19 protein-coding genes are annotated in these 16,719 nt (G+C 43.8%); 1 reads left to right on the top strand and 18 read right to left on the bottom strand.

Features of this window, described 5'->3' with window-relative positions:
* Positions 1–311 precede the first annotated feature (311 nt).
* Complete coding sequence (locus NCI00_RS20285) at positions 312–1,574, top strand: hypothetical protein (protein ID WP_253530630.1); 1,263 nt, start codon at positions 312–314, stop codon at positions 1,572–1,574.
* A gap of 195 nt (positions 1,575–1,769) precedes the next feature.
* Here the strand turns inward: NCI00_RS20285 and NCI00_RS20290 are convergent, their stop codons facing one another.
* The 18 genes from NCI00_RS20290 to NCI00_RS20375 form a co-directional block, all read right to left on the bottom strand.
* A complete protein-coding gene (locus NCI00_RS20290; RefSeq protein ID WP_253530631.1) occupies positions 1,770–2,324 on the bottom strand; it encodes a hypothetical protein in 555 nt (184 codons plus the stop codon).
* A 48-nt stretch (positions 2,325–2,372) separates the two neighbouring features.
* On the bottom strand, positions 2,373–2,822 hold the full coding sequence (locus tag NCI00_RS20295) for a hypothetical protein (RefSeq protein WP_253530632.1): 450 nt from the start codon (positions 2,820–2,822) through the stop codon (positions 2,373–2,375).
* A complete protein-coding gene (locus tag NCI00_RS20300; RefSeq protein WP_253530633.1) occupies positions 2,819–3,298 on the bottom strand; it encodes a hypothetical protein in 480 nt (159 codons plus the stop codon). Before NCI00_RS20300 ends, NCI00_RS20295 begins: the two co-directional genes overlap by 4 nt.
* A gap of 1 nt (position 3,299) precedes the next feature.
* A complete protein-coding gene (locus NCI00_RS20305) occupies positions 3,300–3,698 on the bottom strand; it encodes a hypothetical protein (protein ID WP_253530635.1) in 399 nt (132 codons plus the stop codon).
* Between the two features lie 11 nt (positions 3,699–3,709).
* On the bottom strand, positions 3,710–5,152 hold the full coding sequence (locus tag NCI00_RS20310) for a hypothetical protein (protein ID WP_253530637.1): 1,443 nt from the start codon (positions 5,150–5,152) through the stop codon (positions 3,710–3,712).
* A gap of 1 nt (position 5,153) precedes the next feature.
* Positions 5,154–5,402: a hypothetical protein gene (locus NCI00_RS20315; RefSeq protein WP_253530639.1), complete on the bottom strand. Its 249-nt coding sequence runs from the start codon at positions 5,400–5,402 to the stop codon at positions 5,154–5,156.
* A gap of 2 nt (positions 5,403–5,404) precedes the next feature.
* On the bottom strand, positions 5,405–6,223 hold the full coding sequence (locus tag NCI00_RS20320; protein WP_253530641.1) for a hypothetical protein: 819 nt from the start codon (positions 6,221–6,223) through the stop codon (positions 5,405–5,407).
* Between the two features lie 104 nt (positions 6,224–6,327).
* Positions 6,328–6,810, bottom strand: a complete 483-nt coding sequence (locus tag NCI00_RS20325; protein ID WP_253530643.1) for a D-Ala-D-Ala carboxypeptidase family metallohydrolase — start codon at positions 6,808–6,810, stop codon at positions 6,328–6,330.
* Positions 6,794–7,303: a hypothetical protein gene (locus NCI00_RS20330; RefSeq protein WP_253530644.1), complete on the bottom strand. Its 510-nt coding sequence runs from the start codon at positions 7,301–7,303 to the stop codon at positions 6,794–6,796. Before NCI00_RS20330 ends, NCI00_RS20325 begins: the two co-directional genes overlap by 17 nt.
* 13 nt (positions 7,304–7,316) lie before the next feature.
* Positions 7,317–7,628, bottom strand: coding sequence for a hypothetical protein (locus NCI00_RS20335; protein ID WP_253530645.1), 312 nt, complete (start codon positions 7,626–7,628; stop codon positions 7,317–7,319).
* Positions 7,558–7,863, bottom strand: coding sequence for a hypothetical protein (locus NCI00_RS20340; protein WP_253530646.1), 306 nt, complete (start codon positions 7,861–7,863; stop codon positions 7,558–7,560). The genes NCI00_RS20335 and NCI00_RS20340 overlap by 71 nt, the downstream gene beginning before the upstream one ends.
* Positions 7,860–10,133, bottom strand: coding sequence for a hypothetical protein (locus NCI00_RS20345; protein ID WP_253530647.1), 2,274 nt, complete (start codon positions 10,131–10,133; stop codon positions 7,860–7,862). Before NCI00_RS20345 ends, NCI00_RS20340 begins: the two co-directional genes overlap by 4 nt.
* 46 nt (positions 10,134–10,179) lie before the next feature.
* Positions 10,180–11,421, bottom strand: a complete 1,242-nt coding sequence (locus tag NCI00_RS20350) for a hypothetical protein (RefSeq protein WP_253530648.1) — start codon at positions 11,419–11,421, stop codon at positions 10,180–10,182.
* Positions 11,422–11,497: 76 nt separating this feature from the next.
* Complete coding sequence (locus tag NCI00_RS20355; protein WP_253530649.1) at positions 11,498–12,367, bottom strand: hypothetical protein; 870 nt, start codon at positions 12,365–12,367, stop codon at positions 11,498–11,500.
* Positions 12,368–12,434: 67 nt separating this feature from the next.
* Positions 12,435–12,941 (bottom strand): hypothetical protein, encoded by a 507-nt coding sequence (locus NCI00_RS20360; RefSeq protein WP_253530651.1) that lies wholly within the window; start codon positions 12,939–12,941, stop codon positions 12,435–12,437.
* 27 nt (positions 12,942–12,968) lie between these two features.
* Positions 12,969–13,805, bottom strand: coding sequence for a hypothetical protein (locus tag NCI00_RS20365; RefSeq protein WP_253530653.1), 837 nt, complete (start codon positions 13,803–13,805; stop codon positions 12,969–12,971).
* Positions 13,805–15,718 (bottom strand): hypothetical protein, encoded by a 1,914-nt coding sequence (locus NCI00_RS20370; RefSeq protein ID WP_253530654.1) that lies wholly within the window; start codon positions 15,716–15,718, stop codon positions 13,805–13,807. Before NCI00_RS20370 ends, NCI00_RS20365 begins: the two co-directional genes overlap by 1 nt.
* 47 nt (positions 15,719–15,765) lie before the next feature.
* The gene (locus NCI00_RS20375) at positions 15,766–16,710 is read right to left on the bottom strand and encodes a hypothetical protein (RefSeq protein ID WP_253530655.1); all 945 of its coding nucleotides are present in this window, start codon (positions 16,708–16,710) and stop codon (positions 15,766–15,768) included.
* Between the last annotated feature and the right edge of the window lie 9 nt (positions 16,711–16,719).

Here is a 16,719-nt window from a genome sequence, read left to right on the forward strand (position 1 = left end):
CCTTCATCTTTGGAGGTATATACGTACAAAAGTTGCGTATATGCAGATGCAGGGTTTTTTTATAAAAATTAAATCTCTGTCAATCAACGCTTTAATGTTGAAAATAAATTGCTTGCTTGTCATTAAAATAGCTAGATGAGTTACAAAATCTAAGTTTTGGCTCTCATAAAACCTAAAAAGGCTTGTATTATTTGGGGGTTACGAACACTCTGCCATTTTTATGAGAAAGCCCTGTAGGTTGATTAAAACGAAACATTACACTTATAAATCTAGACTTGATTTTATTAAATTGAATAGATTCCACACACGTTATGATTCCTCCACACAAATCCACTACCTCGCCATTGCATTTATTAGGTTATGGTTTTCTATTCTATATTACAGCAGAGTCTTTGCTTCTATTTATTGATTATTTGGGCAATGATGACTCTTCCACTCTAGGGGTTCAAAATCAAGAATTATTATTTTATCTTAAAACTGGCATTATTATTTTCTTTCTTTTAATACTTTTTAAGAAGAACCCCAAACGTAACACCCAGAATCTTGTACTAAGTTTAGTTTCAATCACAATAATGCTGTTTATTGTAGAAATAGTTTGTCGGCTTGTTTTAACAATTAAACACTCAAAAGAAGTTGTAGAAGTGACCAACGTAAATTCTGGTCAGGAAAACTGCGTTCAATCTGGCCCTGATTATACCAATGTTTACAATACAAACCCCAATTTAGGAATCATCCCCAAACCTTCTAATGTATTCAATTGGATAAAAAAATGTGGGGCCGATCATTATATTTTCAATGTACGCTTTGCAACTGATAAATATTCACGTCGTATAACCCCAGACAGTCCTAAAGGAGCAAGTAAGTATGCTCTGTTTTTCGGTTGCTCTTTCACTTTCGGAGATGGACTAAACGATAATCAAACACTACCTTATTTTTTTCAGTCACTTAATCAGCAATATAAATCTTACAATTATGCTTTTAATTCATATACAACCACACATATGCTAGCCCATTTAAATCGAACTTCTTTCTCTCAAGAAATACAAGAGAAAGAAGGAGTCGCATTCTATATTTTTTATACTGGACATTTAGAGAGAAATATTCCTTCACTGAGTTGGGGCCGTTCTTGGGATGGAAATTACCTTGTTTACGATAAGAATAGTTTAGAAAAAACAGGCATAATTAAACAAAAAGAGCCAATCAAATACTGGCTTTTCAATAAGGCAAATAACCTAGCCTTTTTGAAACTTTTTCAAATCAATTACCCCTTAAGAATAACAAAGGAAAATTTAGCAAAAACGGCAGACATCATTGAAGATGCCTACCGAGTCTATACCGAAAAATTTGCGAATAAAAACTTTATTGTACTGGTTTACCCTGGTTCTCAATTACCGACTTTGGTAAAACAACGTCTTCATAATCTGCAAATAAGAATCCTTAATTATGAAGATTTATTTACCCTCAAACAATCAGAATTTTGGATTAAGGGAGATGGACACCCCAATGAAAAAGCAAATCGTAGAGTTGCTCAAGAAATTATCGCAGATTTAAAAGTAAGTTCCAACCTTTATTGACGGGGCTTTCTCATAAAAATGGCAGAGTGTTCGTAACCCCCAAATAATACAAGCCTTTTTAGGTTTTATGAGAGCCAAAACTTAGATTTTGTAACTCATCTAGCTATTTTAATGACAAACAAGCAATTTAGGTTCAATATTAAATTGTTGATTTACAGTGATTTAATTTTTATGAGAAAACCATGCATGACAGAACTAACCCCCGGGAAGTTTAAAGCCAATTGGCTCATCTGGTGGACTTTTCTCCCATTTCTCAACCATTAATAAAAATTGAAGAAAGAATTCAAATATTCTTTCATTGGTCAATTCGATGGGCTTTAAATAACCAATCTCAACATATTGCTCTTTATTTTCCACCAAACCGTCTATTTTGGGCTTAGAGACAATAACCCTTACTTCACCATTGTGAATTAAACCAAAAGCCAGATAGCCCAAATCTTTTATTAGCAACCTACTGCCATTTTCATTATCTATTGTGATGTCACTACTCTCACTACCCAAAGAATAAATTACCGTTTCAATATTTCTACCAGTTTTAGAAATCGAGTAATCCACTTTAAAAGGCAGTTCATTGTTTAGCATATCAACCATAGTTTCCAAACTCGGTTTTGCAACATATTCCCAATCTTGCCGATTGTTAACTATCTCTTTTCTAGCCTTTAAAATTTGAAAACCTGCCTGTTTTATCCTACTAAAATTCATCTTATTGATTATTTCGTTTGGTGAAAAATACAAAAAAACACTGTACATACATGCACAGTGTTTAAAAAATCAAATAACCAATTGTACTGAAATAACCTACCTTATGATGTATGGCGGTGTTTTGCCCTGCATTGTACCTTTAAAGGTTGAATTTTGAGAGCCCGTTGTTACTGCTTGTAAGCCATAATACGAATAACTAGCGTGCCCGGGCGGCAATCGAAAAGTAACAATGGCATTGCCGTTATAAATTGTAAAACTGTCTAGTTTTGCCATTTTCGTGGGCGAATCCCCACCGACAAAATAAAGCTTCCCTGCGGGCGCTCCCGAATTCTTTATAATCTCACCCGTTACATGGAAAGCGTCCGTTCCTCCTACAAACTGCCCATAAATCAATACCGTTGTGGCATTTGAGGCCACCGCCGAATCCACCAAAGCGGCTGTCTTCAATGTAATCGGCCCTCGATTGGTGCTGTTGGGCGTTACCACTTGACCAAAACCCACTGTTGCGATTAGCAACCCAAACCCTAAAGCAATAATCTGTTTCATTTGTTAATTGTTAAAAAGTGAAAAATTAAATAAAAAGGAAATGCTATTAAAGAGCCCAATACAAGGAGAATCGCCAAAACCTCCATATAGGCCAAAAGTGTTTGCCACCATTTGCGAACAACAACAGGTACTTGCTGTCCTGCTTCACGACGACAATGGAAGGGGTCGATACGGTGAAGCAGATAGGCGAGTAATCTGCCCAAAATGCGAAGTTCGCCCTGTATCTGCCCGTACCCTGTTACCTCGCTGAGCGTTTCGCCTTTTCTCCCGTACCGCCTCTTCGCCATTGATGTAATCAGTAGCAGATTCCAAGCTGGCCCGAATAGCACATTGGCCGCTACGTCGATATAATAGGCTGTTAATGCCATGCGCTCGCCCGATCCCTTCATATCTAATACAAGACTTAGGAGCATCAATAGCGGAGACAGCGATAGAGTAAGGGCGGTGGCGACAATAAACAGGATAAAGCCTTCCATTTCAGATACTTATGTTTGCGGCTTGAATAAATAAATTGTCTACTTCTTCGGATGAAAGCTGAAATACCTGCTGAAAAGCTCCCACGGTAGCTGATTCTCGTTTCACGGTGGTTCCCGAATACCAAGCCTCCTTTGCTACCGTTCTGTCTGGCTCGGGCAGGGAATTAAGAAAATCTTCAATTCCCTGCGACATATCTGCAAGAGTGGTCACCGCCCGCAGTCGCCAAGCGGCTACTTCTTCGGGTACGGCGGTATTTGTATACGAGCGCAATTCTTGCGAATACTCCCAGTACGTGCGACCGTTTTCGTCGGTCTTTTCTTCTACTTCCGTGTTCACGAAGTAGGTCCCATTGCCTAAATCCTGCTCGGATTCGGGATAATGATATGATTGTGCTTTCATAATTGCTTAGATTAAGGAATGTAACATAGACGAGCGCCAATCGTGTTGTCCGCGTACGACGCCTGAAAATATAATTGGCAGGCTGCTGGCCCCATCGCTCCGCCTAGCGTTGCCGCCCCTCCAACAATCGGTACGCGAATACTTACGCCACTACCCGGTATGGTTGTATAGAAATAATCGGCAAAAAAAGTCGTCGAAGAACTTCCAGCCCCACCCACAACAGAACCAAAAATATCTCCAGAGTTGCCATGCACGATTTCGCGGATATAGTTTTCTGCCCGCGCCAATAATCCGCGTAAAGTGTGATTCGTTAGCGTGTCGCCAAAATCGGCAGGATTGGACGCAACATATAATTGTGATTGGTCGCCAGATGCTACCGACTGCACATTCACATTCACTCCGTCCAACCATTTCCAGAGATGCCCAAACGGGTTTTCTATACCACGATAGCGCGGCACAGATACCGTAAGCGTGCCGTACTCGGCGGGCATAACATAGTTAACTGTACCCGTAAAATTGCCAATTGAATTGGTTTGCCCACATGGAATAAAGGGGTTAGAACTATTCCATGTTGTCCATGTTGCGCCGCTCAGGGTCGTAACTCCGTCCCCCAAGCCGCCCTGACGGTAGCCTTCGGCGGTAAGCGTTGCATTGTAGGCAAGCTGCGTGTTGAAGTTGGCGTACTCAATCGCACGAAGCCAAAAAAGCGATATGTACGCATCCATTGTCGTAATATTCCACTTCGTGCCAGCGGCCCGGTTACGCGCATAGGTTCGGAAGTTGGTACGCGTGATATTTGTGGCAGGTCTACCAAGCAATGTCCGCGTTTCTGCATCCCATGCTGAAGTGTTATTGCCACCTCGGTAGTCCGTTGTGGTGTTCACAACACTAGCAAGTTTCAATACACTGCGCTGTACAGCTCCTTCATACGCGCCTATGTATCTGGATGGCACAAGTGTGAAGCCAGGCAGAGCAAATTCGGAAATCATTGCCCTGCGTTTCGTCCCTTCGGTCTCAAACCTTGCGTAGTGTGCAGGTATTTCCACCATCACCATACCGTCGGCTCCATCTAAAACAGCGGCGGTTCCGTTCGCCTTTTTTGTCCAATCATTGGGATTAAGGTAGTAGTTCACTACCCCCGCATCAGAAAGCAAACATCCGCGCATTTTGGACTGAATTGGCAGACCTCGAACTGCGCCCAGTGATGCAACGTGCAGGTTTAGGTTGCCGATACGGGTACAAGCAGACGAAGAAACAGCAGTATCCCATTCAATTCCATACCATTGATTTGCCAACCCCACGCTTGCGGCCGAGGATGCAATTACAGCGCTTGCGGCTGCGGCATCAGCAAAAGGCGATGCACCTGCGGCACCTGCGGCATTGGCAGCAACGGTCAGGTCTGCGGTTATGGGTCCTAATGCTTCGGCCCTTAAAACTTCAAATGTTTCTGCCATATTATAAGAAAGTTATGTTTAAGCTCGGATAAATTGACGGGCCTTCTTCGACCTCTACGTTGCTGCCCACTGCAAGGGTTATAGTAGTGTCGGTGTATTCAATAAGTGTAAGGAAGTTTCGTTCAATTGTGTAGTCAACAAGTAAATTTGCCACCTCTCTAGCATCTTGCGCTGTGATTGCCTTGCTGTAATTGTCCGCAAATTTTGTATTAATCTGTTGGCGCACAATCGCCTCGTTGAGTGTTGGCATAGCTATAAGAAGGTTATATTAAGACTTGGATAGACGCTGGGGCCTTCTTCAATCTGCACACTTCCACCGATACCCATTGTGATAGTTGCATCTGTAAAGGACACAAGCGTAAGGATATTTCCAGCGGCGGCAACAGCAATGTCTTTGGCGGCATTAGCGGCGACGACATCCAACCCCGTCGCTTCTCGGTCAGCTGCTGTCGCTTCACGGTCTAATCCCGTAGCAACTCTGTCTTCTCCCGTTGCAACGCGGTCTTCTCCAGTAGCAATACGGTCTAGCCCCGTAGCAACTCGGTCTTCTCCTGTCGCAATTCTATCCAACCCCGTAGCTATACAGTCGGCAGCGGTTGCGATTCGGTCTAATCCCGTAGCGACTACATCCTCTCCTGTTGCAACGCGGTCTTCTCCTGTCGCAATACGGTCGGCAGCGGTTGCTTCGGCATCATTAGCGGCACTTTGTGCGAACCCTTCGGCGGCGTCGCGTGCGGCCTCAGCTTCAATAGCCGCAGTTAGGCGAATAAAATTACCCGCAAATTCGCTGACAGTTGGTGTTTCCTCTACGAAGAACAGGTTAATTATGTGACGGTAGTTACTGCCAAAAACTGGGCTTGAGCCTGATATTTTAGCAGTCGCTGGAATGACTCTATATTCATATTCAAGAGACTTTTGAGCTCCTAAGAGGGTAGTATGTACTTCTGCTTCCCACGTACCCTCTCCCGCTTTTCCGAGTGTCATTGTATTGGAAAACTCGAAATAGTAATTGTTGTCATCAATACGGATGATAGTATTGTCTTCGGTAGAAAACTTCGCAAGTAGCGCCATAGAGTTCTTTGCACGGAACTCTATGGATAGCAAATTCAATTCGTCCCCATTTGGAATTGTTATTACAATTCCGGCCCTGAAGCTAGTTGCCTCTTTGAATTGTATCATTGTTGTGCTTTTACAAATGGAATATATTGGGTCTTTCCGTTGACTCTTATGGCTCGCAACACTTGCCTTCGATTAGCTCTAATTGTGGGGTCAACGTAGCTTACATGAACCCAAGCGGGATTTTGCTTGTCTCCGTATTCCCAAATAAGCTGGTCGAACTTTAGATTTTCCAAAATCCAGTAGAACAGTTGAGCGTTCGTAATTGATGTTCCGTCAGCATCAAGGTCAATCGCTTCCCCTTTGACGTGTTGAGAATTAGCAGAACCACCAATGATTCTATTGAGTACATTGGAGCGAAAAAACGATGCAAATGGAATGGAAAAGCCAAAATGGTCTGAAACAACGGTATGAATCATTTCCCCGACAAGTTTCATTGCGCGCATTTCGCGAGTACCAGGCTTATTGACGATACCGCGACGAATCGCAGTATCGCTCCATACCGCCTTTGCATAGGTGATGTACTTACTTATCGCCTCCATTTCTTGATGAATCCTTTTTCTTTGACCTGAACCTATCCAAAACTGTATCTCCTACAGCATCGCCAACATCATCAGCTTTCTCCTCAATACTGCGGAAAAACTTAGTTGTGCCGCGAAGAATAATTACACCGAGAGAACCAAGTAGGAAGTACACCGCGTGAATGTCGAGCCAAGGCCGAGTAGGGGAGAGCCATTCAAAAACCGAAGTTGATAGAGACAGCGAAAAGGCGAAGCCGATACCAGTGTTAACCCAAAAGCTACTGGTTGAAACTGTTTTTGACAAATTGGCACCAGATGCGCTACCCGAAGCCGCCGCCATCATTTTGACCAGAAACACCGTACAAACAGACCCTACAAAACCCAAGACTACGTTGAAGGTCGGAATTCCTTCAAAAATCTTTAAAATGCCATACAGGCCGTAAATTGTTAATTGCATTGCAATACTCATTTTAATGGGGTTGGTTGATTTTAAAAAGACACTTTCCGTTTTCATAGTAGGGTAATGATTACAGGTTGTACCGGATAAAGCCCACCGCCAAACCAAAAGCTGTACCGCCGACACCATATAAAACAGGCCTCCAAAAAAGCTGACGTTTGATTTTTTTAATCCGCTTGACCACCTTTTTGTAATCCCATTCCTCCAAGCCAACAACTTCCAAAATGGCGGCACGCTCAATGTTTGACCCCTTTCGTTCGTCGGTCAGTACTTTTTTAGTTTTTTCGTACTGACTTTTCAAATCAGGGTAGTCATTCAGGATTTTTAGGGCGCTGTCTATCTCCGCCTGCGTTCCCTCGATTGTGGCGAAGGTTGAATCCATTTTTGGCATTGACTGACTGAAGCACACTGTCACGTTTATTGTCAGAAAAAGGAATAGCAGTGTTGTTGTTCGCTTCACGAACCACTTGTAAGGAATCAATGTCGGCTTCATTGGCTTTAATGTCGTTTTGAATTTTTTCGTATTCATTCAGTTTGCAGCTTCTTAGAGCCAATGAAATTGATAGCGCGGCCCCAATCAAAATGCAGCACCCCACGATGTAGTGTATCTTTTTCATAGCACTTCAAAATATAATTCATTGCCTTTCACTGATCGTGTAATCTGCATTCCATCCACAATGACGGTGAATGAGCAAGGCTCAAAAGCCTCAGCGGTAGTGTCTTGATAGAGCAAAACACGCTTTCCAGTGTTAGGATTTCGCCAAACCTGCGCCCAAGGCTGTTGGTATTTGTAAGCCCGCGCAAACTCTCCAGTATCGTTTTTGTGAACAGGAACCGATTCAACCCCCGACCGCTTGAAGCTGACGAAGTTAAAGGCTTCCCGCACCTGTGAGCCGTCACAAACGTTTTGCAGGTGATTGGCAAATACTTCGTGAGCTTGAACCATTGCCGACACGCTGAGCGCGTCTTTACCAATATAATCCCCGCCCGTGGTCGGACAGGGTGGATTGTCGGGGCCTTTGTAGGTGGATACGTAGTGGCCACCCGCTTTTTCAGAGTAGCAAGAAAGACGCTCATTGATTTTTGACCACCGAAGCAAGTTGCCCGGGTTGTAACTCGTACCAAAAATCCAATACTGAGTGTAGACAACACGAGGATTGCACAGGTAGGTTATGATTGCATCACGAACCAAATTATGGGCGAATTGCACCCGGTTATCTTGAACGTTTATGTAACCTTGACCGAATTTGAACCGCGTCATGGGCGTTCTTTTGGCATCCGAAGGCTGGTCTTCATACGGCCAAATAAACGCCAGTAGTTTGTTTGATTTTGGCGTAATGAGCGTTTGAACGTTAACCACATCCAAGAACCGCAAATACCACATAGAAGGTGATACCCAACGGGACGCTGGCTGATTTATATCCGAGGAAATTGTTATTGAATTGTAACCAAACCCTACTTGAGTGATTGGCTCAGCCGCAAGGTTTACGTTTGTGATTTCAGACGGGTTTTCATGCAGCGCAATGTAAGTGTCGAGAGAATTACCCCAACTATCATTGCTGTAACCATCCAGTTCAAAGGATTTTCCGCGAAAACTAAACTGATTCCCCTTGCCAATCCATGAATAGAAATACTTTCCATGACGGTCAAAAATGCGCTTGGATAGCTTTTGCATGGTAGTTCGAAAACTTCCCGCGTCATAATCCCACCGCCAACCGTCTTTTTCAGGGTCGGAAGGTTCAAAATCCACCGCAAAGTATTTTTTACCGTTCGACATTGCCGCCAACATATCGGCCGCTTTGTCAATTTCGCTGTCATTAAGTTGAGTGATACCCTTGCCTAGTTGGTCGGTGAGCCGCTTTACGTCGCCAGCGTAAATGAGTTGATAGGCCTTTTCTCCAAGCGCCCATGAAATGTTTCTAAGCTGCTCTTCAGATTCGTTTTCGGGGCGAGACTCACAACCGTAAAGTTTTCCATTCAGCACAAATTTTGGTGTTCTCGACAATGAAAGACCGTCCGAAACGCCTACGCCTTTGGCCCAAAGAGGCTGAGTGTATTTCAAATTTGGCCGCGTTCCATCCTCCACGTAAAAAGTACACTCGTAGCTTTTAGCGTATTTCACATCCTGCCTGCCAGAATACTGCGTAGAAGTAAGCCATCCACTGGTGTTGATGTTGTCTACGTCGGCGATAAATTTGACAATATGAATCCATTGCCCCGCAGGAATAGGCTGATTAGATAGCTGTTTTGCCGATAAGCGATTGACAGACCCATTGATTGCGTAACGAGCTGCATAAGGCGCCCTTCCATTGTCTTTTAGGTATATTTTTTCGTCAACGCCACGCTCAACCTTCAAGTCGATTTCTGATAACTTCGCACCTGTATCGTCGTAATTGAAATACACAATTTCGGGCGTGGTAGTTGTGTTTTCGTCAGGGTTGGAGTGTTCTTTTGGCGGCTCAATGACCCCGTTGCCAACAACGTAAAACTTCTTTTCTGCCTTCCCATTACAGCCAGTAGAAGTAATTTTCAAATTGTATTCACCTGGCACTACGCCCGTCAAGTCAATTTCAAATACGGATGAATTAGGAGGGAAGGTAGCCGCTTTGTTTGCGACATTCCAAGTCAAGGGACTGACATTGCAAGCATCGAACCTTACTTCGTAATTAGAGCCCTGCTTTTTGGTGACGGATAAAATCTCAAAATCAGGCTTCCCGCATCCGCAATCTGGCAAATTGGGCTTTGGAGTTTCTGGTTCAGACTGTTTGCCAACGGTGATGGTGTATTTACCATTGGGTAAAATGACTTTTTGGCCATTACCTTCAATAACAACTTGCCCAAAAGATATTGTTGAAATGAGCCACAAGGCCCAAAGTAGATGTTTCATACAAAAGGTTTGAAAAGTAGGGGTGAGAATTCACCCCTACCGTGGATTATACTCCCGCAGCGATCGTCAATTCAAATCCGAAGATTCCTGTAACATCTTTCAAAATGTTACCAGATACAGATGTAAAGAAGCCAGTTGGCCGTTTGTAAATGCCATACAACAAAGAAGGAGTGATGTCCAACACGGGATAACGCTTATTGTCAGTCGTTTCCTCAGCGGTGAAATCAAAATCCATTTCAAAGGTGTCATTGCCATTGCCCGCAATGCTTGAGTCCAAAGCCGATTGCTCGATACGAACAGCCATGTTACCGTAGTAAGTATCAGCATACTCACCATTTTTCACAAAGCCATCAGGACCATGCTCAGGCAAAGCACAAAGGCCCATTGCGCCAGAATCAAAGGCAATGATTTTGTTGGCACCGTAAATAGTGTCAATTTCAGGGTCATAATACCAAAGCACCGGAAGCAATGCGTAAGCTTTCGCCAAATCCACACCCGCTGCGTTGATGGCCATGATACCCTGTTTTGCCATGTATTTGGAGAGACGGCTTCCACCAATCACAATCAAACGACCCTTCAATTGGTTGGTCAACATCGTTTGTTGAAAGGCTTCCAAAAGGTTTTCCGTTGCCTTACCATCAGAAGTGAAGGCCTCAACCGGTACACAAGGAGCGGCGGCGGTTGGCGTATTTGCATCAGGATAAGCGGCATTTTTGCCAATACCTGCAATGGCCGAAGTCAAAGTCGTCGAGTTGACGGGCTTTAACACCGTCTCGTCAATCGTACGGTAAATTTCCAAACCAAGTTTGGCCATCATATCACCATACTTTGCGCCACCTGCACCACCATACACCTCCACCTTGTTACTTACAATGTCCTGCATGTATTTCAATGCATCTGGCTCCGATGGCACATCCTTCACCGAGTAATTCAAGGTGTATTCACGACGCAAATTGAAGTCAACAGTGATGTTTGAACTGCCCTGAATGGCGGTACCAGTCGTTTTAGAACGGGTGTTACGGCCAGTGGCCGCATAAGCAGGCATGTAGTTGGTTACCACACTCCAATAAGGCAAACCAGAACCAGTATCAAACTTTTTCGTCGTACGGTTACCCGTTTTTGACTCCATCGCCTTTACGGGGTTGATTTCGTCAATCACGGGTTTAACCGATGGGTCCCGTAACGCCTTCAACGTGCCGTGCAAACCAAATTTGTACGTATTATTTACAATGTGCATGATGGCTACGTATACCAACCGACCTGCACTAAAATTAATGTCCTTCGCCATTTTCTTTGTGTCGTTAGATTCTCTTTCGCAATTCCTTTCCCTTCGTGTCTAATGACACCGTACTTTTTTCGCGGGATTAAAGCCCCGCCGCTCTTTGACGGTTTTTCTCCAGCGTCGAATCTTTTGAAGTGTTAGGACCTTTCCGTTCAACTTCTAAATCATCTTTGCCACCACCGTCCGATTTTGCGCCCCAATCCTCAAATTCTTTGTAAAAAATATCAGGCAGGTGTTCAATCGTCATTTTTTCGGTGCTTCCTTCCAGAAGGACGATTTCTTCGGGAGCCGATTCTTTACGCAATTCACCACTTTCGTGGTCAAAAACCCATCCCCGTTTTTTCATCAACTTTTCTACACGAGAACCGAAGTCGTCTTTTACGTATGGGTCTTGCAACTTTTGTTTTGACATTTTAGGCACTGATGATGCAAATACATCCGCCAGTGTTTTTGCCTGCAATGCGGAATTTACTTTGCCAAACACTTGATCGTATTGAGATTTGCTGACAAAATCCCCCGATTTGATTTGAGCCTGTAAAGCGGTAAGCTCATCTCTGTACGCTTTGGCATCTTTTCCATCACCCCCCGCGCGCTCCGAAAGAAACTTGGTCAGCACTTTCAGTTTTTTGTAAGTGGTATCCGCTTTGGTGTATTCATCTTTGTTTTTTTCGTCCAACAAAGCTTCATACGGCTTCAACTCACTGTCTACGGGGTCGAGAAACTCACTTTTTAACTCACCTCTCAATGAATCCTTGAATGCTTTTTTGAGCCCAGGATGCTCCTTTGCTTCTGCAAGAGTTACGAAGGTTTCAGACAAGGTTTTGTTTTCCGAGTCATCAAGGTCTTCGGTGAGGTCATTGAGTTTCTCAATGATTGAATTGTGTTTTTCGGCATTAAATGCCCCTGCTTTTTCGAGCTGTTTCTTGAAGAATGCTCCGAGTTTTTGTCCCATTTTGGTACGTAAAATAACAATATTAAGTAATTTATTAATCTGTTTCCTTCAAAAAAGATTTCGATTCTTATTCTACGACAGAATCATCCTCAATTTCTTCAATGATATACCCATCTTCGTGGTCAGAATCTTTGACGTATTTGCCCAAAAGGATGATGCCCTGCAAACGGTCTAATTCACTCGCCACACACTCTTCCCAATAACGCTTGGTTACCGCCTGCTTGTTGCCATTGGTATTTTGAATGACCAACATGTCTTTGTGGGTCAATTCCGAAAACTTCTGCACTTTCTTTTCCTCTGCTGTTTCCATTGTGATTGTGGTTATGACAGTGTCGATTTTGTTTTCTTCACTGCCGGGTTGATTGATTATTTCAATTGCTTTCGTTTCAGTCTCGCCCGAATCGGTTGTTTCGGTCGCGGTTTCCTCCGAATCGGTTGTCTCCGAGGTTGGCACTTCATTGTCCGTTGTCTCGCCCGAATCGGTTGGTTCGGTCGCAGTTTCGGAAGTAATGGGCGATACAGCGGATTTTTCGGCCGCTCTTTGCGCTCTTTGTTCTTTGGTTAAGCCTGCCATAGTGTTATTTCTTGGTTAAATGAATGATTATGCTGCTTTTTGACTCACTTGCCCACCCAATTTGATATACATTTCTTTGGAAATCGGCACGATTCGATGTCGGCAATTATATCCACCTACGTACATCGTAATGCTGAATTTTGAAGTACCAGGTATTTTGCCTTTCCAATCCAACGACGCCCAACTTTGCACTTCTTTTTTTGTAAAAGGCTTCCCCATTCGGGCGTTGCAAAAATCCCTACTGGTATCAATTCTGGTACCCATGTAATAATAATATTGCACATCCAGTTCTTTGGTCACTTCCTCAGTATACGCTCTGCTGTATTGGTACAGCGTATCTGAAGTATAGGTCGTCAGGTATTTGACGGGTTGGCCGTTTGCGCCCAAAGTTTTCTTTAACGCTTCACGAAAAATCGTTTTTGTGGATTTTGAATACACATGATATTGCAAGGTTTTGACAATTTCACCCACCATTCCATTTTGTAAACCTTCCCCCAAAAGAGACTCTTTGACCTTAGCCAAAGATGCTGTAAACAAGTCCGTTACTCTTTTTATTTGCTCAGGCGATTTGAAGGTTTTTTGAAAATAATCCCCCAACTTCGTAATCGTTTCACCGAGTTTACTGACCAAATTATTGACCAACAATCCGTAACCAGAAGTTTGTAAAATGTATGGCAATCGGGTTTGAGCGGCCAACAAAACATTCAAGTTTTCAGAAAAGCTAAGTGTGTTATCAAATTGGTCTACGTATTCATACAGGCCTTCTAAAACCACCGCATTCACCGCAATGATTCTTTTTTTAAGGTTTTCCAGCCATTTAGATAGCTGCTCTTCCCATGCCTGTAATTCTTCCAACTCTTCCATTATACCTGCTCAGCGTTTTTGATGTCAACTGGCGTGTCCAATGTTATAGGTATACCCATGCTTGATGGAATATCGGCGGTGTATTTCTCGTTCAATTGCATCAATATCAACCTTCTATCCTGTAAACTGCGATTGTAGAAATCAGGATAAAGCAATTCAGCTTCATCCAATAAGCTGTTGAATTGCAATGAAAAAATAAATTGCTTGACCAACGCTTTGTGGCTCTCACTGCCAATTACCGCCACTTGACTTGCCAAACCAAACTGAAACACCTTTTCCGTGGTCTGCATTTCTCGGTATGGGTCCAATTCCATACGCGTTTTGTACCGCTTATATTCTTTGGACTCTTTACCCGTTTGATATTCCAGATACCGAGCCTGAACAATGCCCGTCACGATTGAATCATACTTGTTTTGCAAGGCTTCATTCAATTCCATTCTCGTATCTTCCAAGCCCGAAAGCATGAACCGAGAAGGCGTCATCACCGCCGGCAATTGTTGCTCATCATAACCCATCAGCCCGTACAAATACGACGCTTGCGTGTTGTACCCCCATTGAAACATGGTGCAAAGGTGTTTAGCCAAAACAATGGAGTCTTTGTAAAACTCTTCACGATCAACTTCCTTGCTTTTCCCACTTTCCACCAATGGCGTACGGTTGTGAAATTGCATGTGTACATCCGCGTAAGCTTCTTCAGTTTTACGTTTGTATTCGGCAACCAGCTCCCGAACTGACTCAATCGGGCGGGGGATGAATCCACCAGGTACTGGTGGTACACTGCCCGAAGCGTTGTCGGTGAACCCTTCTTTTTTGGGCATTGAATACAAAATGAAATCAAGCGCCGAGCCGCCAATGTCAAAGCCAGTTCCCTGACAATTCGGGCAAGTGTCGTGACCAATGATTTCATGTTGTTTGTTGCGAACGGGTACTTTGCCTTTGTTACATTCTTCATGTTGACATACCCGAGTGGCCACGCGGTATTCCTGAGAATTGACATGGTAGTTGAACTCTACTTGAATGTCACTGTAACGAGCCTGCGCATCTTTGATATGCTCCAAAGCATTGGTGACTGTTGAAGCAAACAACTCTTCCCCTTTGCCGTTTTGCTTCAATCTTTTCATGCCGATTTTGCGCGCAGGCATCCCTTTGCAATGATGCATGAAGGGTTGAAAAATCAACAATTCCGTAGAATCAACCGCATATTCACGCGAAAGCCCCCAAATTTCAAAGGTGCTTTTCAGCGCTCTGTCACGGCTCGCTCGTGAAGTTTCTTTAACAACCGTGAAGCTTTCGTGGTCAAAAAAATACAACAACAGGCCATTGTTTTCCATTTTGCTCGTTTCCATGTTTTTGACCATTACTTCCTTCATCGACCGCAATACACAGTATTTGCCTTTTCTAAACTGAAGTACGTTTTCACAAGGTATCAATTCAGCTTTCGGCAAATATGGCTCTGAGTCAGAAGCGGGGATAGTCTCGGGCACAAATACCAAAACGCTGTTTGGGTCATCCACAAACTCCGTTTTGACGAAGTCAAAAAACCAATCTTGAAAATTTAACTTTTCATTGAAATTGCCTTTATCAAACTCCATCAACTTTTTGGCCTGCTTGCCCTGTGGCCACACCACGCTAAAATCATCACTTTCAGGAATGTAATCCAACCGCCCAATCTGTTTGTCCCGAAACCCCTTGAAAGTGTTGCGGTAAATCTTGGAGCGGTACGTTTTTTGGTCCTTTTTCTCACGCGGACGATTCACATTCAAGTAATCGGGGTATTCATCACCGAAAACTTTCGCAATATCCTCCTTGATTTCTTTGGAGGCTTCATAATACTCATGGCACATATCACGCGGCAATTTGCCGTCGATGGTTATGCGCTCCAAGACCGTTTTGATTTGCGAAAGTTGTAACATAATCACGAAAAGCGGGCAGGTGGTTAGCCTGCCCTTATTGGGGTAAATTAAGCTGATGCGATGATTTTGAAGCAGTAATAGCCAAACACACCCACTTCATTTTCAAAAACGTGAGTGAAACGGTGAGTACCGGCCGACAATGCCGTGAATGAAATTAAACCCGTAGATGGGTTCACACTGCCCGTGACGCCCACTGGAAAGGCTTCATTGTCATTGTAGTACAAATAATGCTTACCGCATCCTTTGGCCTCTACCACATCAGCCGTAAAGCCACACGTACCAGCCGCAGTTCGGTTGAATGTGATGCAATCCCCCGCGCAACCCGCTTGCTGAGTAAGGTTTACGAGCGCTGAAGGCGTGTCGAAGGTATACACCATTGTCTCAGACTCTAAATCCTCCAGATTGATACCAAACGCTGGTACCAATTCACCATTCAAATCATTGTAAGAAATGGCGAAAGAGCCCGAAATCGTGCGCTCACGCTCTCCCGTGATAGTGTGTCCGATGGCTTCAAAAATGGGGCGATTGGTTTCAAAATCAATCTTTTCTACTGAGCTGTCCGTAAACAAATAAATGTCACGACCCCGCGCATTACGACGTAAATCATTGAAGAAAGGAATGTTTCTGAAAAAATGTTTGAAGGTAAATTCGGGCATTACTTGGATTTCACCCGTTGGTTTGGCCTTGAATGCCGTACCGTAAACATCACCTTCGGTTACTTCCGTGGGCTTGGGCCGTGTTCCGTTGATGGTTCCGTTGCCAAAAAAATGAGCGCCACCCTGAAACGCCAAATCACGCAGCAACGATGCAATGTTACCCGCTGTTACTACCGTTGGCGCGCCTCCATCTGGCGTGTATGAACCGCCGATGCCCGGAAACTTGCCTTTATTGACAAGTACCATGGCAATAAATTTGCTTGAAGGTGCTTTGACCTTCAAAGATTGCCGAAGCGCAACGGCTTCCACATCACTTACTAAATAATCTGTCAACATACCGCTCTC

This window comes from Runella salmonicolor (genome assembly GCF_024158025.1).
Lineage (GTDB): Bacteria > Bacteroidota > Bacteroidia > Cytophagales > Spirosomataceae > Runella > Runella salmonicolor.